Origin of the sequence: Paragemmobacter kunshanensis, from assembly GCF_011059185.1 — a bacterium.
Lineage (GTDB): Bacteria > Pseudomonadota > Alphaproteobacteria > Rhodobacterales > Rhodobacteraceae > Paragemmobacter > Paragemmobacter kunshanensis.
The window spans coordinates 52,778-74,736 of sequence record NZ_JAALFE010000011.1 but is presented as its reverse complement, the minus strand read 5'-3'; the positions used below and the strand labels follow the sequence as shown (position 1 = coordinate 74,736).

Genomic DNA, 21,959 nt, shown 5'->3' with positions numbered 1-21,959 from the left:
CCCCGTCAGGGGCCGATCACATCCCCAGGCTCGCCTTGTACAGCGCGATCTGGCTGTCGCGGCCGATCTGGTCGGTGATCTTCTCCCAGGCCGCCGCAATCGCATCCGCCGTTTCCTGCGCCGATGCGTACTGCCCGGCGAAGCCCTTGGACAATTCGTCCTCGGCCACCGAATAGTACTGGAAGATGCCCGGGATGCGCGGCTCGATGGCCGCGTTCGGGTGGTTGTAGCTGTCGAGGTTCGATCCCAGATAATCCTCGATATAGGCCCGGTCATAGCCCGCCGCTTCCCATTCCTCGTACTGGAAGTGCGAGTTGCGGTAGGGCTGGAAGCCCGACGGATAGGCCGCCGTCCACAGCGACAGGTCCTTGCCGCCCAGATGCGCCGCCGCCGACCAGGCCGCCTTGCGCTTCTTCTCGTCGCCCGAAACGCGGCTGGTGACATAGATGCCCCAGCCGATATAGGCCATCAGCGGCGCTTCGTTGGCGGTTTCCTCCCAGGCCCCGGCGGCCGAGTTGTAGCGGCGGTCAGAGCCGGGGTTGATGCCAAAGCCCACCACATCCCCCACGACCGAGGTATCCGAGGTGCGCGCCGACGATCCGATATCGCCCCACCACATCAGCATCGAACCGGTGCCCGCCAGGAACTGGCTGAAGCCGGTGGTGCCGGGATCGGCGTTGATCTGGTCGGCCGGATAGGCGCCTGCCGCGATCAGATCCATCACGTCCTGGATGGCCTGCACCCAGCCCGGATTGTTCACGCGCGGCTTCATCGTGTCGGGGTCGAACAGCCAGGCCGGATCGTCGGGGTGTTTCACATAGGCCGCGGCGCGGTTGGCGATGAAATACATCCCGAACCCGCCCCAGCCCTTCAGCGGATCCAGATAGCCATGCGCGGGCTGCCCGGTCAGCGGGTCGGTCTGCCCGATCAGCGCCTTCGACACCTCGTTCACCTGCTGCCAGGTCTTCGGCACCTCGGCCCCGCCGATGGCGCCCTCGCCGAAATAGTCGGTCCGATAGGCGAAGGTGTGGCAGTCGCCGTCGATGGTGATGCGATAGGTCTTGCCATCCCAGGTGCCGACCGGCGGCTGCAGGTAACCCACCAGGTCATCCGCCTCGATCTGCGTCTTCACCCAGTCGGGCATCTCGTCCAGCAGGCCACGGCCCGCCGTGTCGCCCTCGAAGGGCGCGCCCATCTCGATGATGTCGAAATCGACCGTGCCGGTGGCGATGGATTGCTGCAGGCGCGCGTTGTAATCGGCCTGCGCCAGGTCGATCCAGTTGATCTTGGCCCCGGTATAGGCCTCCCACGGCTTGAGAAAGCCGCGGAACAGGAAGTTGTGCAGGTTCTGGTTGTTCAGGCCGAGGAAGGTCAGCTCCACGCCCGCGAATTCGCCCTCCGCCACATTGGCCTTGGTCGCGCCCAGGCACATCTCGCCCACCTTCTGCCAGTCGGCATCGGTCGGGCTGCCCATGCCCACGCCGGGGATCTTCAGGATCTCGGCCCGGACATTGCCCTCCTGCGCCATGGCCGGACGCAGGCCCATCGCGCCGGAAACCGCCGTCACCGCGCCCAGCGCCGTCGCCCCTTGCAGCATGCGGCGGCGGCTCATCCGCGCCTGCATGATCTCATATGCTCCAACCTTCACGTCGATATCCTCCCTGGGTGCGGCCGGTCGCCGCCATGGCGCCAGCCCTCTTGATTGATCGAGACGTCCGGAATGCCCAAGGCCGCGCGACGCGGTCCTCACGATCAGAAAAGGGCCTCCCAACCCCGTGCGGCAGCACTCCCTGCGCGAACCTTGGCGCGGGGGAGGCCCCCTGTCAAGTTTCTAACATGTTAGTATGATTAGTGCGTGGACAGGCCCCGCTTCACCCGCTACCAAAAGGGAAACCTTGGGAGGGGTGGCATGGCCGAAGTCACGATCCGCGCGCTGAAAAAGTCCTATGGCGGGCTGCAGGTCGTCCATGGTCTGGATCTCGATATCGTGGATGGCGAATTCGTCGTGCTGGTCGGCCCCTCGGGCTGCGGCAAGTCCACGCTCCTGCGCATGATCGCAGGGCTGGAAGAGGTGACCTCGGGCGATATCCGCATCGGCGAGCGGCGGGTGAACAACCTGCCGCCCTCCGAGCGCGACATCGCGATGGTGTTCCAGAACTACGCGCTCTACCCGCACAAGACGGTGGCCGCCAATATGGGCTTCGCGCTCAAGATGCGCGGGATGGACAAGGCCGAGATCGACCAACGCGTCAAGCGCGCGGCCGAAGTCCTGGGCCTGACGCCCTATCTCGACCGTTTCCCCCGCGCCCTCTCGGGCGGGCAGCGCCAGCGCGTCGCCATGGGCCGCGCCATCGTGCGCGATCCGCAGGTGTTCCTCTTCGATGAACCGCTCTCCAACCTCGACGCGAAACTCCGCGTCCAGATGCGCACCGAAATCCGCGAACTGCACCAGCGGCTGAAAACCACCACCGTCTACGTCACCCATGACCAGATCGAAGCCATGACCATGGCCGACAAGATCGTCGTCATGCAGGGCGGCCGGATCGAACAGGTCGGCGCGCCCCTGGAACTCTACGACCGGCCCGCCAATACCTTCGTGGCAAGCTTCATCGGCTCGCCCTCGATGAACATGATCGAAGGCACCGTGCAGGGCGGCACCGTCAGGGCAGGGGGCGCGACCCTGCCGCTGCCGCCGGGCATGAAGGTGGCCGAGGGGCGCGAGGTGATCTATGGCATCCGCCCCGAAAACCTCGGGGACTCGCCCGACGGGATCAGGGGCACCATCGCCGTGGTCGAACCGACCGGATCGGAAACCCATGTCGTCGTCCGCATCGAAGGCCGCGAACTTGTCGCCGTCTTCCGCGACCGGATCAGCCACCGCCCCGGCGACCAGATCACGCTCGCCCCTGTCGATCCGGCCGGCGTCCACCTTTTCGACAAGGCGACCGGCACCCGCTTCTGACGCCCCGCCACGGCTTGACCCCGCCGCCCCGGCGCGGCACGTTTCGCAGCAACAGGGCGGACCACCGCCGAGGGAGGAATGATGCTCAAGGGTATAGACAACCGGCTGAATGCCGATGTGCTGCGCGTGCTGCGCGCCATGGGCCATGGCGATGTGCTGATCGTGGCCGATACCAACTTCCCCTCCGACAGCGTGGCCCGCGCCACCGTGACCGGCGAACTCCTCCGCATGGAAAACCTCACCTGCGCCGAGGCCGTGCAGGCCATCCTCTCCGTCCTGCCGCTCGACACCTTCGTCGATGATTTCGCCGGACGGATGGAGGTGGTGGGCAATCCCGCCGAACTCCCCCCCGTCCAGCAAGAGGTGCAGGCCGAGATCGACCACGCCGAAGGCCGCCACCGCCCGATGATCGGCATCGAACGCTTTGCCTTCTACGACATGGCCCGCCAGTCCTATGCCGTCATCCAGACGGGCGAGCGTCGCTTCTACGGCTGCTTCATGTTCCGCAAGGGCGTCATCCCGCCCGAATCCTGATCCGATAGGTTCCCCCATGTCCGACATCGTCATCCTCGGCATCTTCGTGGCCGACACCGCCTATCGCGCCGACCGCCAGCCGAAGATGGGCGAAACCATCCTCGGCACCTCCTTCGCCCTCGGGCCGGGGGGGAAGGGGTCGAACCAATCCGTCGCCGCTGCCATGGCCGGGGGGGATGTCACCTTCATCAGCCGTCTGGGCAAGGACGCCTTCGCCGATATCGCGCGGGCGACATGGGCCAAGGCCGGGGTGAAATCCGCCATCACCGAAGACGGCGAGAGCTATACGGGCGCGGCCTATATCTTCCTTGAAAACGCCACCGGCAACAACGCCATCATCGTGGCCGCAGGCGCCGCAGGCCGCATCTCGGCTCAGGATGTCGAGGCGAACCGTTCCCTGATCGAAGGCGCCAAGGTCTTCATCACCCAACTCGAACAGCCGATCCCGGCCGCCCGCCGCGCGCTGGAAATCGCCCGCGCGGCCGGGGTCCGCACGATCCTGAACCCCGCGCCCGCCGCCGAACTCGACGATGCCTTCCTTGCGCTTTGCGACATCGTCACCCCGAACGAGTCGGAAACCGAAAGCCTGACCGGCCTGCCCGTGACGACCATCCCCGAGGCCGAGACCGCCGCCCGCGCGCTGCTGGCCCGGGGGGTGGGCGCCTGCCTGATCACGCTGGGCGAACGCGGCGCGCTCTATGTGGACCGCGATCGCAGCTTCCACGTCCCCGTCATCAGCGCGGGCAAGGTGCTGGATACGACGGGGGCAGGGGATGCCTTCAACGGCGGCTTCGCCGTGGCGCTGACCGAAGGGCGCGACCTGCCCGATGCCGTCCGCTTCGGTTGTGCGACGGCAGGCATATCGGTGACGCGGGCAGGCACCGCCCCGGCCATGCCCGCACGGGCCGAAATCGACGCGCTTCTGGCGGCCCAGGGGTAGCGGTTCCTGACGCAGGAACCGCGACGGAATTTGACGCAAATTCCGGGGCCGCGCCTCGCGGCCCTTCCGGTTTCTGTGTCAGAAACCGTCGCGGAATTTGCGTCAAATTCCGCCTTCCTGCCGCCCGAAATCCCGATGGAATCGCTCGGTGACCCGATGGTTAACGAAACTTTCGGCCAGCGCGCGCCTGCACCGCCGTCTGCACTGCGCCGCTGCACCGGCCGCTGCCCCCGGAATCCGCCAAAATCCCGCAGATTAATCCAGCGTTCCCAATGCCTTGCGCCATCCCGTTGACACCCCGTTCCCCGCGCCCCACTCTCCGCCCATGACCACTCCCCAGCTCCTCATCTTCGATTGCGATGGCGTGTTGATCGACAGCGAAGTCATCTCCGCCCGCCAACTCATCGCCGAACTCAAGGGCTACGGGGTCGAGATGGACATGGCCTTCGTCTCCCGTCATTTCCTCGGCCGCTCCTATCCCGTCGTGCTGAAGGAAGTGCGCGAAGGCTGGGGCGTGCAACTGCCCGACAGGTTCGAGGCCGATTACCGCGCCCGCCTTCTTGCGGCCTTCGAACGCGATCTCGCGCCCATGCCGGGGATCCGCGAAACCCTTCGCGATCTGGCGATTCCCTATTGCCTCGCCACCTCCTCCAGCCCCGAACGCATGCGCAAATCCCTTGAAATCACGGGGCTTTCCGCCCTGTTCCAGGGCCGCGCCTTCACCGCCTCGGAAGTGGCGCGCGGCAAGCCCGCGCCGGATCTCTTCCTCCATGCCGCCGCCCGCATGGGGGCGGACCCCGCCGCCTGCATCGTGTTGGAAGACAGCCTGAACGGCATCCGCGCGGGCCTTGCCGCCGGCATGCGCGTCTGGCGCTTCACCGGGGGCAGCCATCTGAAAGGGCTTGACCTCACCCCGCCCGAAGATGCCATTCCTGAGGCGAGTTTCTGCGATTTCCCCGCCCTGCGCGCCGCGCATCCGGGGCTTTTCGCCGCCGAACGAGTGACGCCATGACCCTGCACGATACAGAGCCCAGCCAAAGCGACGATGCCGCCCGTGCGGGCTGGCTCTATTACGTCGCGGGGCTCACGCAGGACCAGATCGCCCGCGAACTCGGCGTCAGCCGCCAACGCGCCCAGCGCCTCGTCAGCCGCGCCATGGCCGAGGGGTTGATCCATGTCCGCATCGAACATCCGATCGCGGCCTGTCTTGAACTGGAACAGGCACTTACGGACCGTTTCGGCCTGATCCGCGCCCGCGTGGCCCCCGGCCTCGGCCCCGGCGCGGATGCCGTCCGCGCCATCGCCCCGGCGGCGGCGCAAGAGCTGGAACGCTTCCTTTCCATGCCCGATCCGCTGGTCATCGCGCTGGGCACGGGCCGCGCCCTGCGGGGCATGGTCGATGCCATGACAACGATGGACGCCCCCCAGCACCGCCTTGTTTCCATGATCGGCAACATCGCCCCCGACGGCTCGGCCTCGTTCTTCGATGTCATCATGCGCATCGCCGACAAGGTCCGCGCCCCGCATTACCCCATGGCCATGCCGGTGATTTCCTCGACGGTGGAAGAGTTTGCCGCCTTCACCGCGCTTGCCCCCATCGCCCGCGTCCGCGAACTGGCCCAGCGGGCCGATGTCGTCTTCGTGGGGGTGGGCCAGATGGGCGATGACGCGCCGCTGCTGGCCGACGGCTTCATCACCCGCGCCGAACTCGCCGCCCTGCAAAAGCGCGGCGCGGTGGGCGAGGTGGCGGGCTGGGTCTTCGATGCCGAAGGCAACTACCTGGAAAAGCCCGAAAACACCCGCCATGGCGGGGTGCGCATCGTGCCGCGCCTGGCCCGCCCTGCCATCGGCGTGGCGGCAGGCCCGTCCAAGGTGCCCGCCATCCGTGCGGCGCTGAAGGCGGGTCTCCTGAACGGCATCGTCACCGACGAAGCCACCGCCAGAGCGATTCTGCTGCAGCGCTGATACCGCAGTGCGGCATGGCCGCGACGCTGCCTTAACGGTCCGGCAACCCTGTCCGGGCAGGATCCCGTTCACCTTCTGATCAGCTTTCAGGCGGAATTTCTGCCCAGTCGATGCATCTTTGCCCGACAAACGACTTGACGCAGACGGGCAGAATGTGGGTATTTGCTCATTAAGCGATTAAATGCTCAGTCGCTTCTATGGGAGGATACCAATGAACATCTCGCTTCGCGCGCTTCTCGGCGCGACGGTTTCGTTTACCCTTGCGGGTGCCGCTCTGGCCGAAACCACCATCACCGTGGCCACCGTGAACAATGGCGACATGATCCGCATGCAGGGTCTGATGGACGACTTCTATGCCAAGCATCCCGACATCAAGGTCGAATGGGTGACGCTGGAAGAGAACGTCCTGCGCCAGAACGTGACCACCGACATCGCCACCGGTGGCGGCCAGTATGACGTGCTGACCATCGGCACCTACGAGGTTCCGATCTGGGGCAAGCAGGGCTGGCTCACCTCGCTCAACGACCTGCCCGCCGAATATGACGTGGACGATCTCCTCCCCGCGATCCGGGGCGGCCTGACGGTGGATGGCAATCTTTATGCCGCGCCCTTCTACGGCGAATCCTCGATGGTCATGTATCGCAAGGACCTGATGGAAGCCGCGGGCCTGACGATGCCCGACGCGCCGACCTGGGCCGATATCGAAAAGGCCGCCGCCGCGATGACCAACCGCGACGCCGACATCAACGGCGTCTGCCTGCGCGGCAAGGCCGGCTGGGGCGAGAACATGGCCTTCCTCACCGCCATGTCCAACTCCTTCGGCGCGCGCTGGTTCGATGAAAACTGGAACCCCCAGTTCGATCAGCCGGAATGGAAGGCCACGCTCGATTTCTACCTGAACCTGATGAACAATTACGGCCCCGCAGGCGCCTCGAACAACGGGTTCAACGAGAACCTCACGCTCTTCAACCAGGGCAAGTGCGGCATGTGGATCGACGCCACCGTGGCGGCCTCCTTCGTGACGGGCAAGGACAGCACCGTTGCTGACAAGGTCGGCTTCGCGCTCGCTCCCGACAATGGCCTGGGCAAGCGCGGCAACTGGCTCTGGGCCTGGAGCCTTGCGATCCCGTCCTCGTCGGATGCGCCGGATGCGGCCAAGACCTTCGTCAACTGGGCAACCAGCAAGGGCTATCTGGAACTCGTCGCCTCCAAGGAAGGCTGGGCGAACGTGCCTCCGGGCACCCGCACCTCGCTTTATGAAAACCCGGAATACCAGAAGGTGCCCTTCGCCAAGATGACGCTGGACAGCATCAACTCGGCCGATCCGAATGCCCCGACTGTCAAGCCGGTTCCCTATGTCGGCGTGCAATTCGTGGCCATCCCGGAATTCCAGGGGCTGGGCACAACCGTGGGCGAAATCTTCTCGGCCGCGCTGGCCGGGCAGAAGACCGCGGACGAGGCCCTGGCCGAGGCGCAGACCGCCGTCGCGGATGAGATGAAGGCCGCAGGCTACATCCAGTAAACCCATCCGCGGGGCTGGCCTCCCACCGGCCCCGCACCCGGCCTGCCTGCGCTCCTCCTTGGCGCAGGCAGCCATTCCCCCTCCATCGCGCCAGGTGCCCTGGCCCCGATCCGAAGGCGAAACCCCATGTCCACACAGTCCAGCCGTCTTGCCGCACGTGTGATGGTGGCCCCGTCGGTGGTGCTTCTGTTCATCTGGATGGCCGTGCCTCTGGCCATGACGCTCTACTACTCCTTCCGCCTCTACCGCCTGCTGTCGCCGGACCGGACGGGCTGGGTGGGCTTCACCAACTACCTCTGGTTCTTCAATTCCCCTGATTTCTGGCTGGCGCTGTGGAACACGCTGGCGCTGGTGGGGGGGGTGCTGATCATCACCGTGATGCTGGGCATCCTGATCGCGCTCTTGATCGACCAGCCGGTGAAAGGGCAGGGGATGCTGCGCATCCTCGTGATCGCGCCCTTCTTCGTGATGCCGCCGGTGGCGGCCTCGATCTGGGAAAACCTGTTCATGCATCCGCAGAACGGCCTTCTGGCCGCCGTCGCGCGGGGCTTCGGGGCGCAACCCATCCTGTTCCTTGAAGAATATCCGCTGCTCTCCGTCATCGGGATCGTGTCCTGGGAATGGCTGCCCTTTGCCACGCTGATCCTTCTGACCTCGCTGCAATCGCTGTCCTCCGAACAGCTTGAAGCGGCCGAGATGGACGGCGCCTCGGCCCTCAACCGCCTGCGCCACATCATCCTGCCCCACATGACCCGGGCGATCACGGTGGTCATCCTGATCCAGACCATCTTCCTTCTGGGCATCTTCGGCGAGATCTTCACCACCACCCAGGGCGGGCCGGGATCGGCCTCCACCACGCTGCCCTACATGATCTTCAAGCAGGCCATCGCCGCCAAGGACATCGGCCGCGCCGCCGCCGGGGGGATCATCGCCGTGATCCTTGCCAATATCGTCGCCTATTTCCTGATGCGCGGCATTGGCCGCCATCTCGACGCCTGAGGTATCCCATGGCCCGCGCCGTTTCCCCCCGCCGCAAGACGCTGACCACCCTCGCCGCATGGTCGGTGGCCTTCATCATCTTCTTCCCCGTCCTGTGGATGATCCTGACCAGCTTCAAGACCGAAGCCTCCGCCGTCGCCTCGCCGCCCGAACTTTTGGGCGCGGACTGGACGCTGGAAAACTATGCCGAGGTCTGGCAGCGCTCCGACTATCCGCGCTTCTTCTGGAACTCGGTCGTCATCTCGCTCGGCTCCACCCTGCTGGGCCTTGCCGTCGCGATCCCCGCCGCCTGGGCCATGGCCTTCGTGCCGGGCAAGCGGACCAAGGATCTTCTGATGTGGATGCTTTCCACCAAGATGATGCCCGCCGTGGCGGTGATGATCCCGCTTTACCTTCTGTTCCTGAAACTCGGCCTGATCGACACGCGCTTCGGCCTTGTCATCGCGCTGATGCTGATGAACCTGCCGATCATCGTCTGGATGCTCTACACCTATTTCCGCGAAATCCCGGGCGAAATCCTCGAAGCGGCCCGCATGGATGGCGCGGGGCTGGTCAAGGAGATCCTCTATGTCCTTACCCCCATGGCGCTGCCCGGCATCGCCTCCACCCTGCTCCTGAACGTCATCCTCGCCTGGAACGAGGCCTTCTGGACGATCATCCTGACCACCACCAAGGCCGCCCCCCTGTCCGCCTTCATCGCCAGTTTCTCGGCCCCGCAGGGCCTGTTCTACGCAAAGCTCAGCGCGGCCAGCACCATGGCCATCGCGCCGATCCTGATCCTTGGCTGGTTCAGCCAGAAGCAACTCGTCCGCGGCCTGACATTCGGCGCGGTGAAGTGAGGTTCCCATGGGCAAGATAACGCTCCAGCACGTCAACAAATCCTTCGGCGAGGTTGCGGTCATCCCCGACATCAACCTTCAGATCGAGGATGGCGAATTCGTCGTCTTCGTCGGCCCCTCGGGCTGTGGCAAGTCCACCCTGCTGCGCCTGATCGCCGGGCTGGAGGATGTCACCGCAGGCCGGATCGACATCGACGGCACCGATGCCACCCATCTGCCCCCCGCCCGGCGCGGGCTGGCCATGGTGTTCCAAAGCTATGCGCTCTATCCCCACATGACGGTGCGCAAGAACATCGCCTTCCCGCTCAAGATGGCGGGCCTGTCCGAGGAGGAACAGGAAAAGAAGGTCCAGCACGCCGCGCGCATCCTGAACCTGTCCAACTACCTTGATCGCCGCCCCGGCCAGCTTTCGGGCGGCCAGCGCCAGCGCGTCGCCATCGGCCGCGCCATCGTGCGCGAACCGGCAGCCTTCCTGTTCGACGAGCCGCTCTCCAACCTCGATGCCGCCCTGCGCGTGACGATGCGGCAGGAAATCACCGAACTGCACCAGTCGCTGAAGACCACGATGATCTATGTCACCCATGACCAGGTCGAAGCCATGACCATGGCCGACAAGATCGTCGTGCTGAACGCGGGCAATATCGAACAGGTGGGCTCGCCCCTCGACCTGTACCACCGCCCCGCCAACCTCTTCGTTGCGGGCTTCATCGGCAGCCCCCGGATGAACCTGATCGAAGGGGCCGAGGCCGCGCGCCATCAGGCCGCCACCATCGGCATCCGCCCCGAACATCTGGACATCACAGAAGGCGGGCCCTGGCAGGGCACCGTCGGCCTGACCGAACATCTCGGCTCCGACACCTTCCTCAAGGTCACGCTGGACACAGGCGAATTGCTGACCGTCCGCGCCAATGGCGAGGTGGCCCTGCGCCATGGCGACCGCGTCGCCCTTGCCCCGCAGCAGGGCAAGATCCACCGCTTCGGCCCCGACGGAAAGGCCCTGGCATGAGGTTGCAAGGCAAGACCGCCCTGATCACCGGCGCGGCGCGCGGCATCGGCCTCGAATTCGCCCGCGCCTATATCGCTGAAGGCGCGCGCGTGGCGCTGGCCGATATCAACGCCGATGCCGTGGCCGCCGCCGCCGCCGCGCTTGGCCCGCAGGCCATCGCCGTGCAGATGGATGTCACAAGCCAGGACAGCATCGAGGCAGGCTTTGCCGCGGCCATCGCCGGGCTTGGCCATCTCGACATCCTGATCAACAACGCGGCCCTCTTTTCCGCAGCCCCCATCGCCGAAATCACCCGCGCCGACCATGACCGGCTCTTCGCCGTCAATGTCGCGGGCACGCTCTTCTGCATGCAGGCCGCCGCCCGCCACATGATCGCGCGCGGGCAGGGGGGCACGATCATCAACATGGCCAGCCAGGCCGGCCGCCGCGGCGAAAGCCTGGTCGCCGTCTATTGCGCCACCAAGGCCGCCGTCATCAGCCTCACGCAATCCGCCGGGCTGAACCTCATCGCCCATGGCATCAACGTCAACGCCATCGCCCCGGGCGTCGTGGATGGCGAACACTGGGACGGGGTCGATGCCTTCTTCGCCAAATACGAAGGCAAGGCGCCGGGCCAGAAAAAGCGCGAAGTGGGCGCGGCCGTTCCCTTCGGGCGCATGGGCACGGCCGGGGATCTGACCGGCATGGCCATCTTCCTTGCCACGCCCGAGGCGAAATACATCGTCGCCCAATGCTTCGGCGTCGATGGCGGCAACTGGATGGCCTGATCATGCGCCGCCCGCCGTTCCCGCTGTAAACCTTTGCCTAATCCTGCGGCGGCACCCCCGCCGCAGGTCATCCCAGACCACCCGAGGCCCAGAATGACCGTCCATCCCCATGCGCTTCCCGCCTATGACCGCAGCCGCCTCAGCCCCGGCATCGTGCATATCGGCCTTGGCAATTTCCACCGCGCGCATATGGCCGTCTATCTGGACGATCTGTTCGCCCTTGGCGAAGGCATGGATTGGGCCATCATCGGCGCAGGCGTTCGGGCCACCGACGCGCGGATGCGCGACGCGCTCAAGGCGCAGGACTGTCTGTCCACCGTCATCGAACTCGATCCCGCGGGCAAGACCGCACGGCGCATCGGCGCGATGATCGACTTCCTCGAGGTGCAGCCCGACAATGCCGCGCTCATCGCCGCCATGTCCCGCCCCGAGATCCGCATCGTCTCGCTCACCGTGACAGAGGGCGGCTATTACGTCGATCCGGCCACCGGCCGCTTCGATCCCGCCCATCCTGACATCGTCGCTGATGCGCAGCATCTCGACCGCCCCGCCACCGTCTTCGGCGCGATCCTGGCCGCGCTCAAGGCGCGTCGCGCGGCGGGTCTTGCGCCCTTCACCGTGATGTCCTGCGACAACCTTCCCGGCAACGGCCATGTCACCCGGGCCGCAGTCGCGGGCCTTGCGCGCCTCTCCGATCCCGCGCTGGCGGATTGGGTCGAGACAGAGGTCGCCTTCCCCAACGGCATGGTGGACCGCATCACCCCCGCCACCGGCCCGCGCGAACGCGCCATGGCCGCGGCCTTCGGCCTTGCCGATGATCCCGTGCCCGTCACCTGCGAACCTTTCCGCCAATGGGTGCTTGAGGACAATTTCCCCGCAGGCCGCCCGGCGCTGGAAAAGGTCGGCGTCACCTTCACCCCCCATGTCCACGCCTATGAGGCGATGAAGATCCGCATCCTGAACGGCGGCCATGCGATCATCGCCTATCCCGGCGGCCTGATGGATATCGAATATGTGCATGAGGCGATGGCCGAACCGCTGATCGCGGGCTTTCTGGAAAAGGTGGAACGCGAGGAAATCATCCCGATCGCCCCCCCCGTGCCGGACACGAATATTAACGATTACTTCACCTTGATCCGCGAGCGTTTCTCGAACCCCGAGGTGGCCGATACCGAACGCAGGCTCTGCCTTGACGGGTCGAACCGGCAGCCGAAATTCATCATCCCCTCCATCGCCGACAATCTGGCGCGCGGGATCCTGCCGCGCGGCCTGCTTCTGGAATCGGCGCTATGGTGCCGGTATTGCATGGGAATTTCGGATTCCGGCAAGCTGATCGAGGCCAATGATCCGAACTGGGACAGGCTGCAGGCCAATGCCCGCGCCGCCGCCGCCGATCCTGCGGCCTGGCTGGGGATGGAGGATATCTATGGCGATCTCGCGCAGAACCGAGACTGCCTTGCCATCTTCGGGGCCTTCCTGTCCGATCTCGGCGCAAGGGGCACCCGCGCCGTTCTGGCCGATTTCCTGAAGGGCTGAGGTCGCGCGCCGCCACCCCTGGCGCAATCCCGCAGCGCCTTTCGCCTTTGCCCATGATTTGGGCAATCCGCCCGAAATCCGGGCGCATGCCGGGCATTCGGGCAGCCCGGCCTTTCCGCCCCCCCGGCTTGCGTTGAACCGCCTCCCGCCTCGGCCTTGGATGAGGCGGAATCCACCGGCCGAGTTCGATGACCGCCCACACCACCATCCCCACCCCCCAGATGCAGCGCAGCCGCGGCGAGGCGGCGGTGCGCCTGCGTCAGGACGGTGGGCGGGTCCGTCTGGTGGACCTGCGGCAGCAGGACTCGGCCAAGGCCATCCTGCCCCGCGTGGGGGCTGTGCCGGAAGTGGTCTTCCTGAACACCTCGGGCGGCCTGACGGGCGGGGATCGGCTGTCCTACTCCCTGCATCTGGGCGATGGCGTGCGGGCCATCGCCACCACGCAAACCGCCGAACGCGCCTATCGCGCCGCCTCCGGCACCGCCCGGGTCGAGGTGGCGCTGGGCGTCGGTGCGGGTGGCTGGCTCGACTGGCTGCCCCAGGAAACCATCCTCTTCGACGCCGCCTCCCTCGACCGCACCACGCGCATCGACCTTGCCCCCGATGCCGGCTGCCTCGCGCTCGAGGCGGTGGTGCTGGGCCGCCATGCCATGGGCGAGACGGTCCACCACCTCGCCTTCCGTGACCGGCGCGAGATCCGGCGCAACGGCGCGCTCCTGCATCTGGAACCCCTCGTTCTGGAAACCGCCGCCCTTGCCGCCGGGCAGGCCGTTCTGGGCGGCGCGCGCTGCTTTGCCAGCCTTGTCATGCTGGCCCCGGGCCTTGGCGATGCCTTGGCCCCCCTGCGGCGCGTGCTGGATGAACCGGGCGTGCAGGCCGCGGCCTCGGCCTATGACGGCAGGCTGGTCCTGCGCGCCATGGCGCAGGACGGCTGGCCGCTGCGCCGCCAGATCGCGCGGGCGCTTTCCGTCCTGCGGCGCGGCGCAGTCCTGCCGCGCGTCTGGCAATATCAGGAGAACGGTCGATGAACCTGACCCCCCGCGAAAAGGACAAGCTGCTCGTCAGCCTCGCCGCCATGGTGGCGCGCGGCAGGCTTGGCCGCGGCGTGAAACTCAACCACCCCGAGGCGGTCGCCCTCATCACCGATTTCGTTGTCGAAGGCGCGCGCGACGGCCGCTCGGTGGCCGATCTGATGGAGGCGGGCGCCCATGTCGTCACCCGCGATCAATGCATGGCCGGGATCCCCGAGATGATCCATTCCGTCCAGGTCGAGGCCACCTTCCCCGACGGCACGAAACTCGTGACCGTCCATCATCCCATACGCTGAAAGGTATCCGCCATGGCAATCCGGTCTTCCCTGCTTCTGTCGGCCCTCCTCGTGGCCATGCCCGCGGCCGTTCTGGCCCATGAAGGGCACGGCTCCGGCTTCCTTTCCGGTCTTGGCCATCCCGTCGGCGGCATGGATCACCTGCTGGCGATGCTGGCCGTCGGCCTCTGGGCCGCGATGCTGGGCGGGCGGGCGCTCTGGGCGCTGCCGCTGGCCTTTGTCGGGGCGATGCTGGCCGGGGGGATGCTTGGCCTCGCGGGTCTGCCCCTGCCGGGGGTAGAGCCGATGATCCTTGCCTCGGTCGTCCTTCTGGGCGTGGCGGCGGCCCTCGCGCTGCGCCTTCCGCCGGGCTGGGCGGCGTTGGCCGTGGCGGCCTTCGGCCTCTTCCACGGCCATGCCCATGGGGCCGAAGGGCCGGAGACGGGGCTTGCGCTCTATGCGGCGGGCTTTGCCCTGGCGACGATGGGGCTGCATCTCGTGGGGCTTGCCATCGGGCTTGCCCTGAACCGCCTTGCCGCAAGCGGAACGCTTCGGCTTCTGGGCGTCGGCACGGCGCTGGGCGGCCTGTCGCTGGTCTTCGGCTAAGGGGGGCGCCTGCGATGATCCCGGGTGAGATTTTCCCAGCCGAGGGCGAGATAATCCTGAATGACGGGGCCGAGGTGACGGTTCTGATGGTCGCCAATACCGGCGACCGCCCGGTGCAGGTGGGCAGCCACTACCATTTCGCCGAAACCAATCCGGGTCTGGCCTTCGACCGGGCGGCCGCGATGGGCAAGCGGCTGGACATCCCGGCCGGAACGGCGGTGCGCTTCGAACCGGGCCAAAGCCGCGAGGTGCATCTGGTGCCGCTGTCAGGCGGGCGCGAGGTCTATGGTTTCAACGCAAGGGTGATGGGGCCGCTGTGACTTCGCTTGACGCGAGGGCTGGGCGGATGGAACGCTGAACGCCTCGGGCGGATGCCGGACCGGCCCCGTCCGTTGCAACCAGCAGAGAGAGGATTGACCGATGTGTGATGCCTGTCTGATCGACTCCGTGAAGAAATCCATGCTGTCGCGCCGCGCCCTGTTCACCGGCGCCGCCGCAACCACCGCTGCCGTCATGGCCTCGGGCCTGACCACGGCCAAGCCCGCGCTTGCGCAGGCCGCAGGCCGTGTGGTGGACCTGACCCATGCCTATGACGGCGCTTTCCCCACCTTCGACGGCAATCCCGGCATCCTTTACGAACCGGCGGTGAAATTCGCCGATTCCGGCTATCAGCTCTGGAAGCTGACGATCTACGAACATACCGGCACCCATATCGACGCGCCGCTGCATTTCACCGAAGACGGCACCTCCGTCGCCGATCTCGCCCCCGAACGTCTGGTCTGCCCGCTCTGCATCATCGACCTGAAGGCAAAGGCCGCGGAAGATCCCAACGCCATGGTCGAACCCGCCGATATCGAAGCCTGGGTCAGCGCCAATGGCGAAATCCCCGCCGGATCCTGCGTCGCGATGAATTCCGGCTGGGCGGCGAAGGTGGGCGATCCTTCCTTCCGCAACGATCCCGAAGGCAAGTTCGCCTTCCCCGGCTTCAGCAAGGCCGCGACGGACATGCTGGCGGGGCTCGACGTGGCTTGCATCGGGGTGGACACGCTCTCGCTCGATCCCGGCAATTCCGCCGATTTCGCGGTGCATTTCAGCTGGCTTCCGGGCGGGCGCTTCGGGATCGAGAACCTCGCCGGACTTGACGGCCTGCCCGCCACCGGCGCGACCGTCTTCATCGGCGCGCCCAAGCACAAGGGCGGCACGGGCGGCCCGGCCCGCGTGATGGCGGTGGTCTGATGGCCGTGGTTCCGATCCTTTCGGACGCAGAGGCGGGGGCCGAGGCCCTCGCCGTCTTCGACGACATCCGCACCAAACGGCAGACCGATTACGTCAACAACTTCTGGCGCGCGCTGGCCGCCGATCCGGCCTTGCTGCGCGCCACATGGGACCGGCTGCAGGCGGTGATGGGGCCCGGCACGCTCGATCCGCTGGTCAAGGAGATGATCTATGTCGCCGTCTCGGTCGCCAATGGATGCAGCTATTGCATCCATTCCCACACGGCGGCGGCACGGGCAAAGGGCATGACCGAGGCACAGCATGGCGAATTGCTGGCCGTGATCGCCATGGCCGCGCAGACCAACGCGCTGGCCACAGCGCTGCAGGTGCCGGTGGATGAACGGTTTGACGTAAAGGGAGGGTAGGGGATAATGCCTTGCGACGCGATCCGCATGCAGATGGAGCTGGCTTTCGGCGCGCTTGAAATGCAGCAGCGCATGCTCAGCGGGGCATGGCAGCTTGCCCTCTGGTGGATGCCGGGGGCGGTGCCTGCCTTGTCCGCGCAGGCCCATCCCGGCACTCCTGCGGGAAAGCGGCGGGCGAAGGGATGATTGCCCCCTCCGCCCTCCGGCGGTGGTCAGCCCTGATCGGGGATCGGGGGCAGACTGCGCAGATACAGGATCACGGCCGCCAGATCATCGGGCGTGAAGGCCTTGAAATGCCCATAGGGCATGGGCGGCAGCATCGCGCTGCCATCGGGGCGCCTGCCTTCGGTGATCATGGCCGCGATCTCGGCATCGTCATAGCCTGCCAGCCCATCCGCATGGCTGGTCAGGTTCGACGCGACCGAAGTGCCCCAGGGCCCGTGAAATTCGAACCCTCCCGCGCCAAGATGGGTGCCCACCATCGGCCCCTGCGGCCCCATGGTTGTATGACATTCCATGCAATGCGCGACAGGCCCGGCCAGATAGGCCCCATATTCCGCCGTCACTCCTGCCGGCGGCGCGCTGACGCTTTCGACCGGGGGGCCATAGGCGGGGGGCAGCGGGATACGATACTCCGAAACAGGCAAGGGCGCGGCGCTTTCCACGGCGGGCAGGCTGCGCAGGAACATCACCATCGAGGCAAGGTCGTCATCCGACAGGCCGCGATACATGGTGAAGGGCATCGGTGGCCCGATCAGCGTGCCGTCGGGACGCAGCCCCTCGCGGATGGCCTTCGCCAGATCCGCGTCGGACCAACCCGCTATCCGCCCGGCAGGCGTCAGGTTGGGGGCTACGGCACGGAAGGGCTCGATATCCTCCACCACGCGGCCCGTCAGTTCGAGATCCATCAGAGGGCCTTCGGGCCCCATCGGGGTGTGGCAATTCCCGCATCCGCCCGGCCCGCGGACGAGGTATTCGCCGCGCTCAAGGCTGGGTTCGGCATTCGCGGCGCTTGCCATCATGAGAATTGCCGAAAGCAGGGCAGGCAGATGCCCGCGAAAAGTGACGTCCCTCGTCATGGCTTTTTCCTTGATTTTGTTGGGTTCGGCTTACCAGGCGACCCCCGTGCCGCGGCACGGGCCACATATCCGAAAGCATGCACCCGGCCCCCCGCTTGCGTCAATCTGTCAGCGGCGCGGCACGCGCTGATCCTGCCATCCCGCCCCCTTCAGGAGTGATCCGATGCCCTTCGCCATCTCCCGCGCCGCCTATGCCGACATGTATGGTCCCACCGTGGGGGACAGGCTGCGACTGGGCGATACCGATCTGATCATCGAGGTGGAGCGTGACCTGATCGCCGAACGCTCTGCCGGTGGGGCCAATGCCCCGCGCTATGGCGAAGAGGTGAAGTTCGGCGGCGGCAAGGTCATCCGCGACGGCATGGGGCAAAGCCAGATCACCCGCGCGGCTGGGGCGATGGACACGGTGATTACCAATGCGCTGATTGTGGACTGGACGGGGATCTACAAGGCCGATGTCGGCCTGCGCGACGGGCGGATCGCCAGGATCGGCAAGGCCGGCAATCCCGATACGCAGCCGGGCGTCGACGTGATCATCGGCCCGGGGACCGAGATCATCGCGGGCGAGGGGCGCATCCTGACGGCGGGCGGCATGGACGCCCATATCCATTTCATCGCGCCCCAGCAGATCGACGATGCGCTGCATTCCGGCATCACCACCATGCTGGGCGGCGGCACCGGGCCTGCCCATGGCACGCTGGCCACCACCTGCACGCCGGGGCCCTGGCACATCATGCGGATGATGCAGGCGGCGGATGCCTTTCCCATGAACCTCGCCTTTGCGGGCAAGGGCAATGCCTCGCTTCCCGCCGCGCTGGAGGAACAGGTCCGCGCCGGGGCCTCCTGCCTGAAACTGCACGAGGATTGGGGCACAACCCCCGCCGCCATCGACTGCTGCCTGACGGTGGCCGATGCGATGGATGTTCAGGTGATGATCCATACCGACACGCTGAACGAATCCGGCTTCGTCGAAAACACCCTCGCCGCGATCCGCGGGCGCACCATCCATGCCTTCCACACCGAAGGGGCAGGGGGCGGCCACGCGCCCGACATCATCAAGGTGGTGGGCAGCCAGAACATCCTGCCGTCCTCCACCAACCCCACGATGCCCTATACGGTGAACACGATCGAAGAACATCTCGACATGCTGATGGTCTGCCACCACCTCGATCGCAAGGTGCCCGAGGATGTGGCCTTCGCCGAATCCCGCATCCGGCGCGAAACCATCGCGGCCGAGGATATCCTGCACGATCTGGGCGCCTTCTCGGTGATCTCTTCCGACAGTCAGGCGATGGGCCGCGTGGGCGAGGTGATCACCCGCACCTGGCAGACGGCGCACAAGATGAAGCAGCAGCGCGGGCGGCTTGAGGGCGAACAGGGCGAGAATGACAATCTCCGCGTCCGCCGCTACATCGCCAAATACACGATCAACCCCGCCATCGCCCACGGTCTTTCGCCCCATATCGGCAGCGTGGAAGAGGGGAAGCGCGCCGATCTGGTGCTATGGTCGCCCGCCTTCTTCGGGGCAAAGCCCGACATGGTGCTGATCGGCGGCTGCATCGTCGTGGCGCAGATGGGCGATCCCAACGCCTCCATCCCCACGCCGCAGCCGGTGCATACGCGGCCCATGTTCGGGGCCTTCGGGGGCAGCCTCGTCCGCAATGCGGTAACCTTCGTCAGCCGGGCCGGGCTGGAGGCGGATGTGAAGGGGGCCTATGGCCTGGCGAAAGAGGTTGTCGCTGTCGAGGGCTGCCGTGGCATCGGCAAACGCGACATGCGCCTGAACGATGCCACCCCGCAGATCGAGGTCGATCCCGAAACCTACGAGGTGCGCGCCGATGGCGTCCTGCTCACCTGCCAGCCGGCGGCAGAGCTTCCCCTCGCGCAACGGTATTTCCTGTTCTGACCATGTTTCCCCGAACCTGCCTTCCGCCCGCTGCCGTGCCGCACCCGGCCAGCCGCTCAATGCATGGCGCGCTGATCGCCCGCGCGGCGGATCGGCCAGCCGGGGCGCGGCGGTCCCGCCTGGACGGCAACCGTCCGGACCGTGGTCTGCACCCTGTCGCGCCAGTAGGCGGGGTTTTCGCGGATGGCGGGCGGCAGCAGCGCGGGATCAAAGATGCGATGGCGCTGTTCAGCCACCTCCACCCGGTGCCAGCGCCCGACCAGTGCCGCAGGAGCGGCATTGATCAGGCTTTCGCGCAGACGCGCCTCGCGCGCCTTGAGACGGGCGATTTCGGCCCGGATCTCGGCCAGTTCATCGGCTGGGGACAGGTGATGCATCGGCGACTCCCTTCTTGCTTTCGCAAGGCTCGCAGGCGCAGGTTAAGAAGCGATGAGGAGGCATCGCCAAAACGCGCCCATGCCGCCCTCCGGCCCGGCGCAGGCCTGGCCATCCTCCGGAAGGACAGGACCACATGACCGATTATCCCCTCGCCCAATCCCTTGTCCGCCATGCCGTGCTGGGAACCCGCCAGCCCGTCGATCATGTGGTGCTGGGCTATGATGAAAGGTTCCTGCGGCGCAAACGGCTGATGACCGTGTCGGAACGCGGTGTGATGATCGACCTGCCCGAAACCGTCAGCGTCGACGCGGGGGATTGCTTCGAACTGCTCGACGGGCGGCTGATCGCGGTCGAGGCCGCGGCAGAGCCGGTGCTTGTCGTGCAGGGGGATCTGCCGCGTCTGGCCTGGCATGTCGGCAACCGCCACACGCCCTGCCAGATCGAGGAAGACCGCCTCGTGATCCGTGACGATCATGTGCTGAAGGCGATGCTGGTGCAACTTGGCGCAACCGTCACCCATGCGATGGAACCCTTCCGTCCCGAAGGCGGGGCCTATGGCCATGGCCGCACCATGGGCCATGACCACGGCCATGGCCATGTGCCGCATGTCTTTACCCTGGCGCATGCACATCCGCCGGGCAGCATGCAGGTGCATCACCATGCCTCGCATCGCACCGATGAGGACGAGGCGGAGCCGCCCGAGGAATGACCGCCGATGCCCTGATGACGCTGGTGCAATGGCTGTCGCCCGCCTTTCCGACGGGGGGCTTCGCCTATTCCCACGGCATGGAGCAGGTGATCGCGGATGGCGGCATCCGCTCTGCCGCCGATCTGGAGGCCTGGCTGGCCGATGTCCTGCGCTTTGGTGCCGGGCGGCAGGATGCCATCCTTCTGGCCGCTTCGCTGCAGCCCGGGGCGGATCACGCGGCGCTTGCCACACTGTCGCGCGCCGTCCAGCCTTCGGCAGAACGGTTGCGGGAAACCACGGAACAGGGCGAAGCCTTCGCCCGCACTGTCGCGGCGCTGACAGGGCAGGCGGCGCTGTCGGCCCCCCTTCCCGTGGCCTTCGGGGCGGCGGCGGCAGGGCTTGGCCTGCCCGCGGCGCAGGTGATCGCGCTTTATCTGCACGCCTTCGCCAGCAACCTCGTCTCGGCCGCCGTGCGTTTCGTTCCTCTGGGCCAGACGGAAGGGCAGGCCGCATTGGCGGCCCTGCATCCCCTGATCGCATCCCTGGCGGAAACCGCATCGACCCTTGGCCCCGATGCGCTGGAAAGCGCGGCCTTGGGCGCGGATCTGGCCGCGATGCGCCATGAAACACTCGACGTGAGGATCTTCAAGACATGACATCCAATGGACCATTGCGGGTGGGCATCGGCGGCCCGGTCGGCGTGGGCAAGACCACGCTGACCGAACAGCTTTGCCGGGCGCTGGCGCATCGCTGTTCCATGGCGGTGATCACCAATGACATCTACACGCGCGAGGATGCCGAATACCTGATGCGCGCGCAGGTCCTGCCGGCCGAACGGATCCGGGGGGTGGAAACCGGCGGCTGCCCCCATACGGCGATCCGCGAGGATGCCAGCATCAACCTTGCCGCCGTTGCCGATCTGCGCGGGGCCTTCCCCGACCTCGACCTGATCCTGATCGAAAGCGGCGGCGACAATCTCGCCGCGACCTACAGCCCGGAACTGGCCGACCTGACGATCTATGTGATCGACACGGCGGCGGGGCAGGACATCCCGCGCAAGCGCGGGCCAGGGGTCACCCGGTCCGATCTTCTGGTGGTGAACAAGACCGATCTCGCGCCCTATGTCGGGGTCGATCCGGTGCTGCTGGAAGAGGACACGCGCCGGGCGAGGGGAAGCCGCCCCTATGTGATGGCACGGCTCCGGCAGGGGCAGGGCGTGGCCGAGATCGTCGATTTCCTGCGCCGCGAAGGCGGTCTGGTGCTGGCAGCCTGAAATCCGGGCAGCA

The 21,959-nt window shown here is 66.6% G+C and carries 25 protein-coding genes; 22 read left to right on the top strand and 3 right to left on the bottom strand.

Features of this window, described 5'->3' with window-relative positions; genetic code table 11:
* Positions 1-16 precede the first annotated feature (16 nt).
* Positions 17-1,648, bottom strand: coding sequence for an extracellular solute-binding protein (locus tag G5V65_RS12420; RefSeq protein ID WP_165050529.1), 1,632 nt, complete (start codon positions 1,646-1,648; stop codon positions 17-19).
* Between the two features lie 261 nt (positions 1,649-1,909).
* On the opposite strand from G5V65_RS12420, the gene G5V65_RS12415 reads away from it, so the two are divergent.
* The 18 genes from G5V65_RS12415 (at position 1,910) to G5V65_RS12330 (ending at position 16,808) form a co-directional block, all read left to right on the top strand.
* On the top strand, positions 1,910-2,962 hold the full coding sequence (locus G5V65_RS12415; RefSeq protein WP_165050526.1) for an ABC transporter ATP-binding protein: 1,053 nt from the start codon (positions 1,910-1,912) through the stop codon (positions 2,960-2,962).
* 81 nt (positions 2,963-3,043) lie between these two features.
* Entirely contained in the window at positions 3,044-3,496 is a 453-nt protein-coding gene (locus G5V65_RS12410; RefSeq protein ID WP_165050525.1) for an RbsD/FucU family protein, read from the top strand.
* A 16-nt stretch (positions 3,497-3,512) separates the two neighbouring features.
* Complete coding sequence (gene rbsK, locus G5V65_RS12405) at positions 3,513-4,436, top strand: ribokinase (RefSeq protein ID WP_165050523.1); 924 nt, start codon at positions 3,513-3,515, stop codon at positions 4,434-4,436.
* A 325-nt stretch (positions 4,437-4,761) separates the two neighbouring features.
* Positions 4,762-5,448, top strand: a complete 687-nt coding sequence (locus G5V65_RS12400) for an HAD family hydrolase (protein WP_165050520.1) — start codon at positions 4,762-4,764, stop codon at positions 5,446-5,448.
* Positions 5,445-6,401, top strand: a complete 957-nt coding sequence (locus tag G5V65_RS12395; protein ID WP_165050518.1) for a sugar-binding transcriptional regulator — start codon at positions 5,445-5,447, stop codon at positions 6,399-6,401. The genes G5V65_RS12400 and G5V65_RS12395 overlap by 4 nt, the downstream gene beginning before the upstream one ends.
* Positions 6,402-6,612: 211 nt before the next feature.
* Positions 6,613-7,923, top strand: a complete 1,311-nt coding sequence (locus tag G5V65_RS12390) for an ABC transporter substrate-binding protein (RefSeq protein WP_165050515.1) — start codon at positions 6,613-6,615, stop codon at positions 7,921-7,923.
* A 126-nt stretch (positions 7,924-8,049) separates the two neighbouring features.
* Entirely contained in the window at positions 8,050-8,922 is an 873-nt protein-coding gene (locus tag G5V65_RS12385) for a carbohydrate ABC transporter permease (protein ID WP_165050513.1), read from the top strand.
* Between the two features lie 8 nt (positions 8,923-8,930).
* Positions 8,931-9,761 (top strand): carbohydrate ABC transporter permease, encoded by an 831-nt coding sequence (locus G5V65_RS12380; RefSeq protein WP_165050510.1) that lies wholly within the window; start codon positions 8,931-8,933, stop codon positions 9,759-9,761.
* A gap of 7 nt (positions 9,762-9,768) precedes the next feature.
* The gene (locus tag G5V65_RS12375) at positions 9,769-10,767 is read left to right on the top strand and encodes an ABC transporter ATP-binding protein (protein ID WP_165050508.1); all 999 of its coding nucleotides are present in this window, start codon (positions 9,769-9,771) and stop codon (positions 10,765-10,767) included.
* On the top strand, positions 10,764-11,534 hold the full coding sequence (locus G5V65_RS12370; RefSeq protein WP_165050506.1) for an L-iditol 2-dehydrogenase: 771 nt from the start codon (positions 10,764-10,766) through the stop codon (positions 11,532-11,534). The genes G5V65_RS12375 and G5V65_RS12370 overlap by 4 nt, the downstream gene beginning before the upstream one ends.
* A gap of 93 nt (positions 11,535-11,627) precedes the next feature.
* The gene (locus tag G5V65_RS12365; protein ID WP_165050504.1) at positions 11,628-13,070 is read left to right on the top strand and encodes a mannitol dehydrogenase family protein; all 1,443 of its coding nucleotides are present in this window, start codon (positions 11,628-11,630) and stop codon (positions 13,068-13,070) included.
* 188 nt (positions 13,071-13,258) lie between these two features.
* Complete coding sequence (locus G5V65_RS12360; RefSeq protein ID WP_165050501.1) at positions 13,259-14,098, top strand: urease accessory protein UreD; 840 nt, start codon at positions 13,259-13,261, stop codon at positions 14,096-14,098.
* Positions 14,095-14,397: an urease subunit gamma gene (locus G5V65_RS12355; protein WP_165050499.1), complete on the top strand. Its 303-nt coding sequence runs from the start codon at positions 14,095-14,097 to the stop codon at positions 14,395-14,397. Before G5V65_RS12360 ends, G5V65_RS12355 begins: the two co-directional genes overlap by 4 nt.
* A 12-nt stretch (positions 14,398-14,409) precedes the next feature.
* Positions 14,410-14,982 carry a HupE/UreJ family protein gene (locus tag G5V65_RS12350; RefSeq protein WP_165050497.1) on the top strand — a complete coding sequence of 191 codons (573 nt, stop codon included), beginning with the start codon at positions 14,410-14,412 and terminating at the stop codon, positions 14,980-14,982.
* 14 nt (positions 14,983-14,996) lie between these two features.
* Complete coding sequence (locus G5V65_RS12345; RefSeq protein WP_165050495.1) at positions 14,997-15,302, top strand: urease subunit beta; 306 nt, start codon at positions 14,997-14,999, stop codon at positions 15,300-15,302.
* A 100-nt stretch (positions 15,303-15,402) separates the two neighbouring features.
* Complete coding sequence (locus tag G5V65_RS12340; protein WP_165050493.1) at positions 15,403-16,218, top strand: cyclase family protein; 816 nt, start codon at positions 15,403-15,405, stop codon at positions 16,216-16,218.
* Positions 16,218-16,622, top strand: coding sequence for a carboxymuconolactone decarboxylase family protein (locus tag G5V65_RS12335; RefSeq protein ID WP_165050491.1), 405 nt, complete (start codon positions 16,218-16,220; stop codon positions 16,620-16,622). Before G5V65_RS12340 ends, G5V65_RS12335 begins: the two co-directional genes overlap by 1 nt.
* Positions 16,623-16,628: 6 nt before the next feature.
* A complete protein-coding gene (locus tag G5V65_RS12330) occupies positions 16,629-16,808 on the top strand; it encodes a hypothetical protein (protein WP_165050489.1) in 180 nt (59 codons plus the stop codon).
* A gap of 26 nt (positions 16,809-16,834) precedes the next feature.
* Here the strand turns inward: G5V65_RS12330 and G5V65_RS12325 are convergent, their stop codons facing one another.
* Positions 16,835-17,701: a c-type cytochrome gene (locus G5V65_RS12325; protein WP_241250553.1), complete on the bottom strand. Its 867-nt coding sequence runs from the start codon at positions 17,699-17,701 to the stop codon at positions 16,835-16,837.
* 163 nt (positions 17,702-17,864) lie between these two features.
* Here G5V65_RS12325 and ureC point away from each other — a divergent pair, with 163 nt between their 5' ends.
* Positions 17,865-19,607: an urease subunit alpha gene (gene ureC / locus G5V65_RS12320; RefSeq protein WP_165050487.1), complete on the top strand. Its 1,743-nt coding sequence runs from the start codon at positions 17,865-17,867 to the stop codon at positions 19,605-19,607.
* A 56-nt stretch (positions 19,608-19,663) separates the two neighbouring features.
* Here the strand turns inward: ureC and G5V65_RS12315 are convergent, their stop codons facing one another.
* On the bottom strand, positions 19,664-19,984 hold the full coding sequence (locus tag G5V65_RS12315; protein WP_165050485.1) for a hypothetical protein: 321 nt from the start codon (positions 19,982-19,984) through the stop codon (positions 19,664-19,666).
* A 134-nt stretch (positions 19,985-20,118) separates the two neighbouring features.
* Here G5V65_RS12315 and G5V65_RS12310 point away from each other — a divergent pair, with 134 nt between their 5' ends.
* From G5V65_RS12310 to ureG, 3 genes are read left to right on the top strand one after another with little or no spacing between them, the layout of a single operon-like run.
* A complete protein-coding gene (locus tag G5V65_RS12310; protein WP_165050482.1) occupies positions 20,119-20,694 on the top strand; it encodes an urease accessory protein UreE in 576 nt (191 codons plus the stop codon).
* Positions 20,691-21,329, top strand: a complete 639-nt coding sequence (locus G5V65_RS12305; protein ID WP_165050480.1) for an urease accessory protein UreF — start codon at positions 20,691-20,693, stop codon at positions 21,327-21,329. The genes G5V65_RS12310 and G5V65_RS12305 overlap by 4 nt, the downstream gene beginning before the upstream one ends.
* Positions 21,326-21,946: an urease accessory protein UreG gene (gene ureG / locus G5V65_RS12300; RefSeq protein WP_165050479.1), complete on the top strand. Its 621-nt coding sequence runs from the start codon at positions 21,326-21,328 to the stop codon at positions 21,944-21,946. The genes G5V65_RS12305 and ureG overlap by 4 nt, the downstream gene beginning before the upstream one ends.
* The last annotated feature ends 13 nt before the right edge of the window (positions 21,947-21,959 follow it).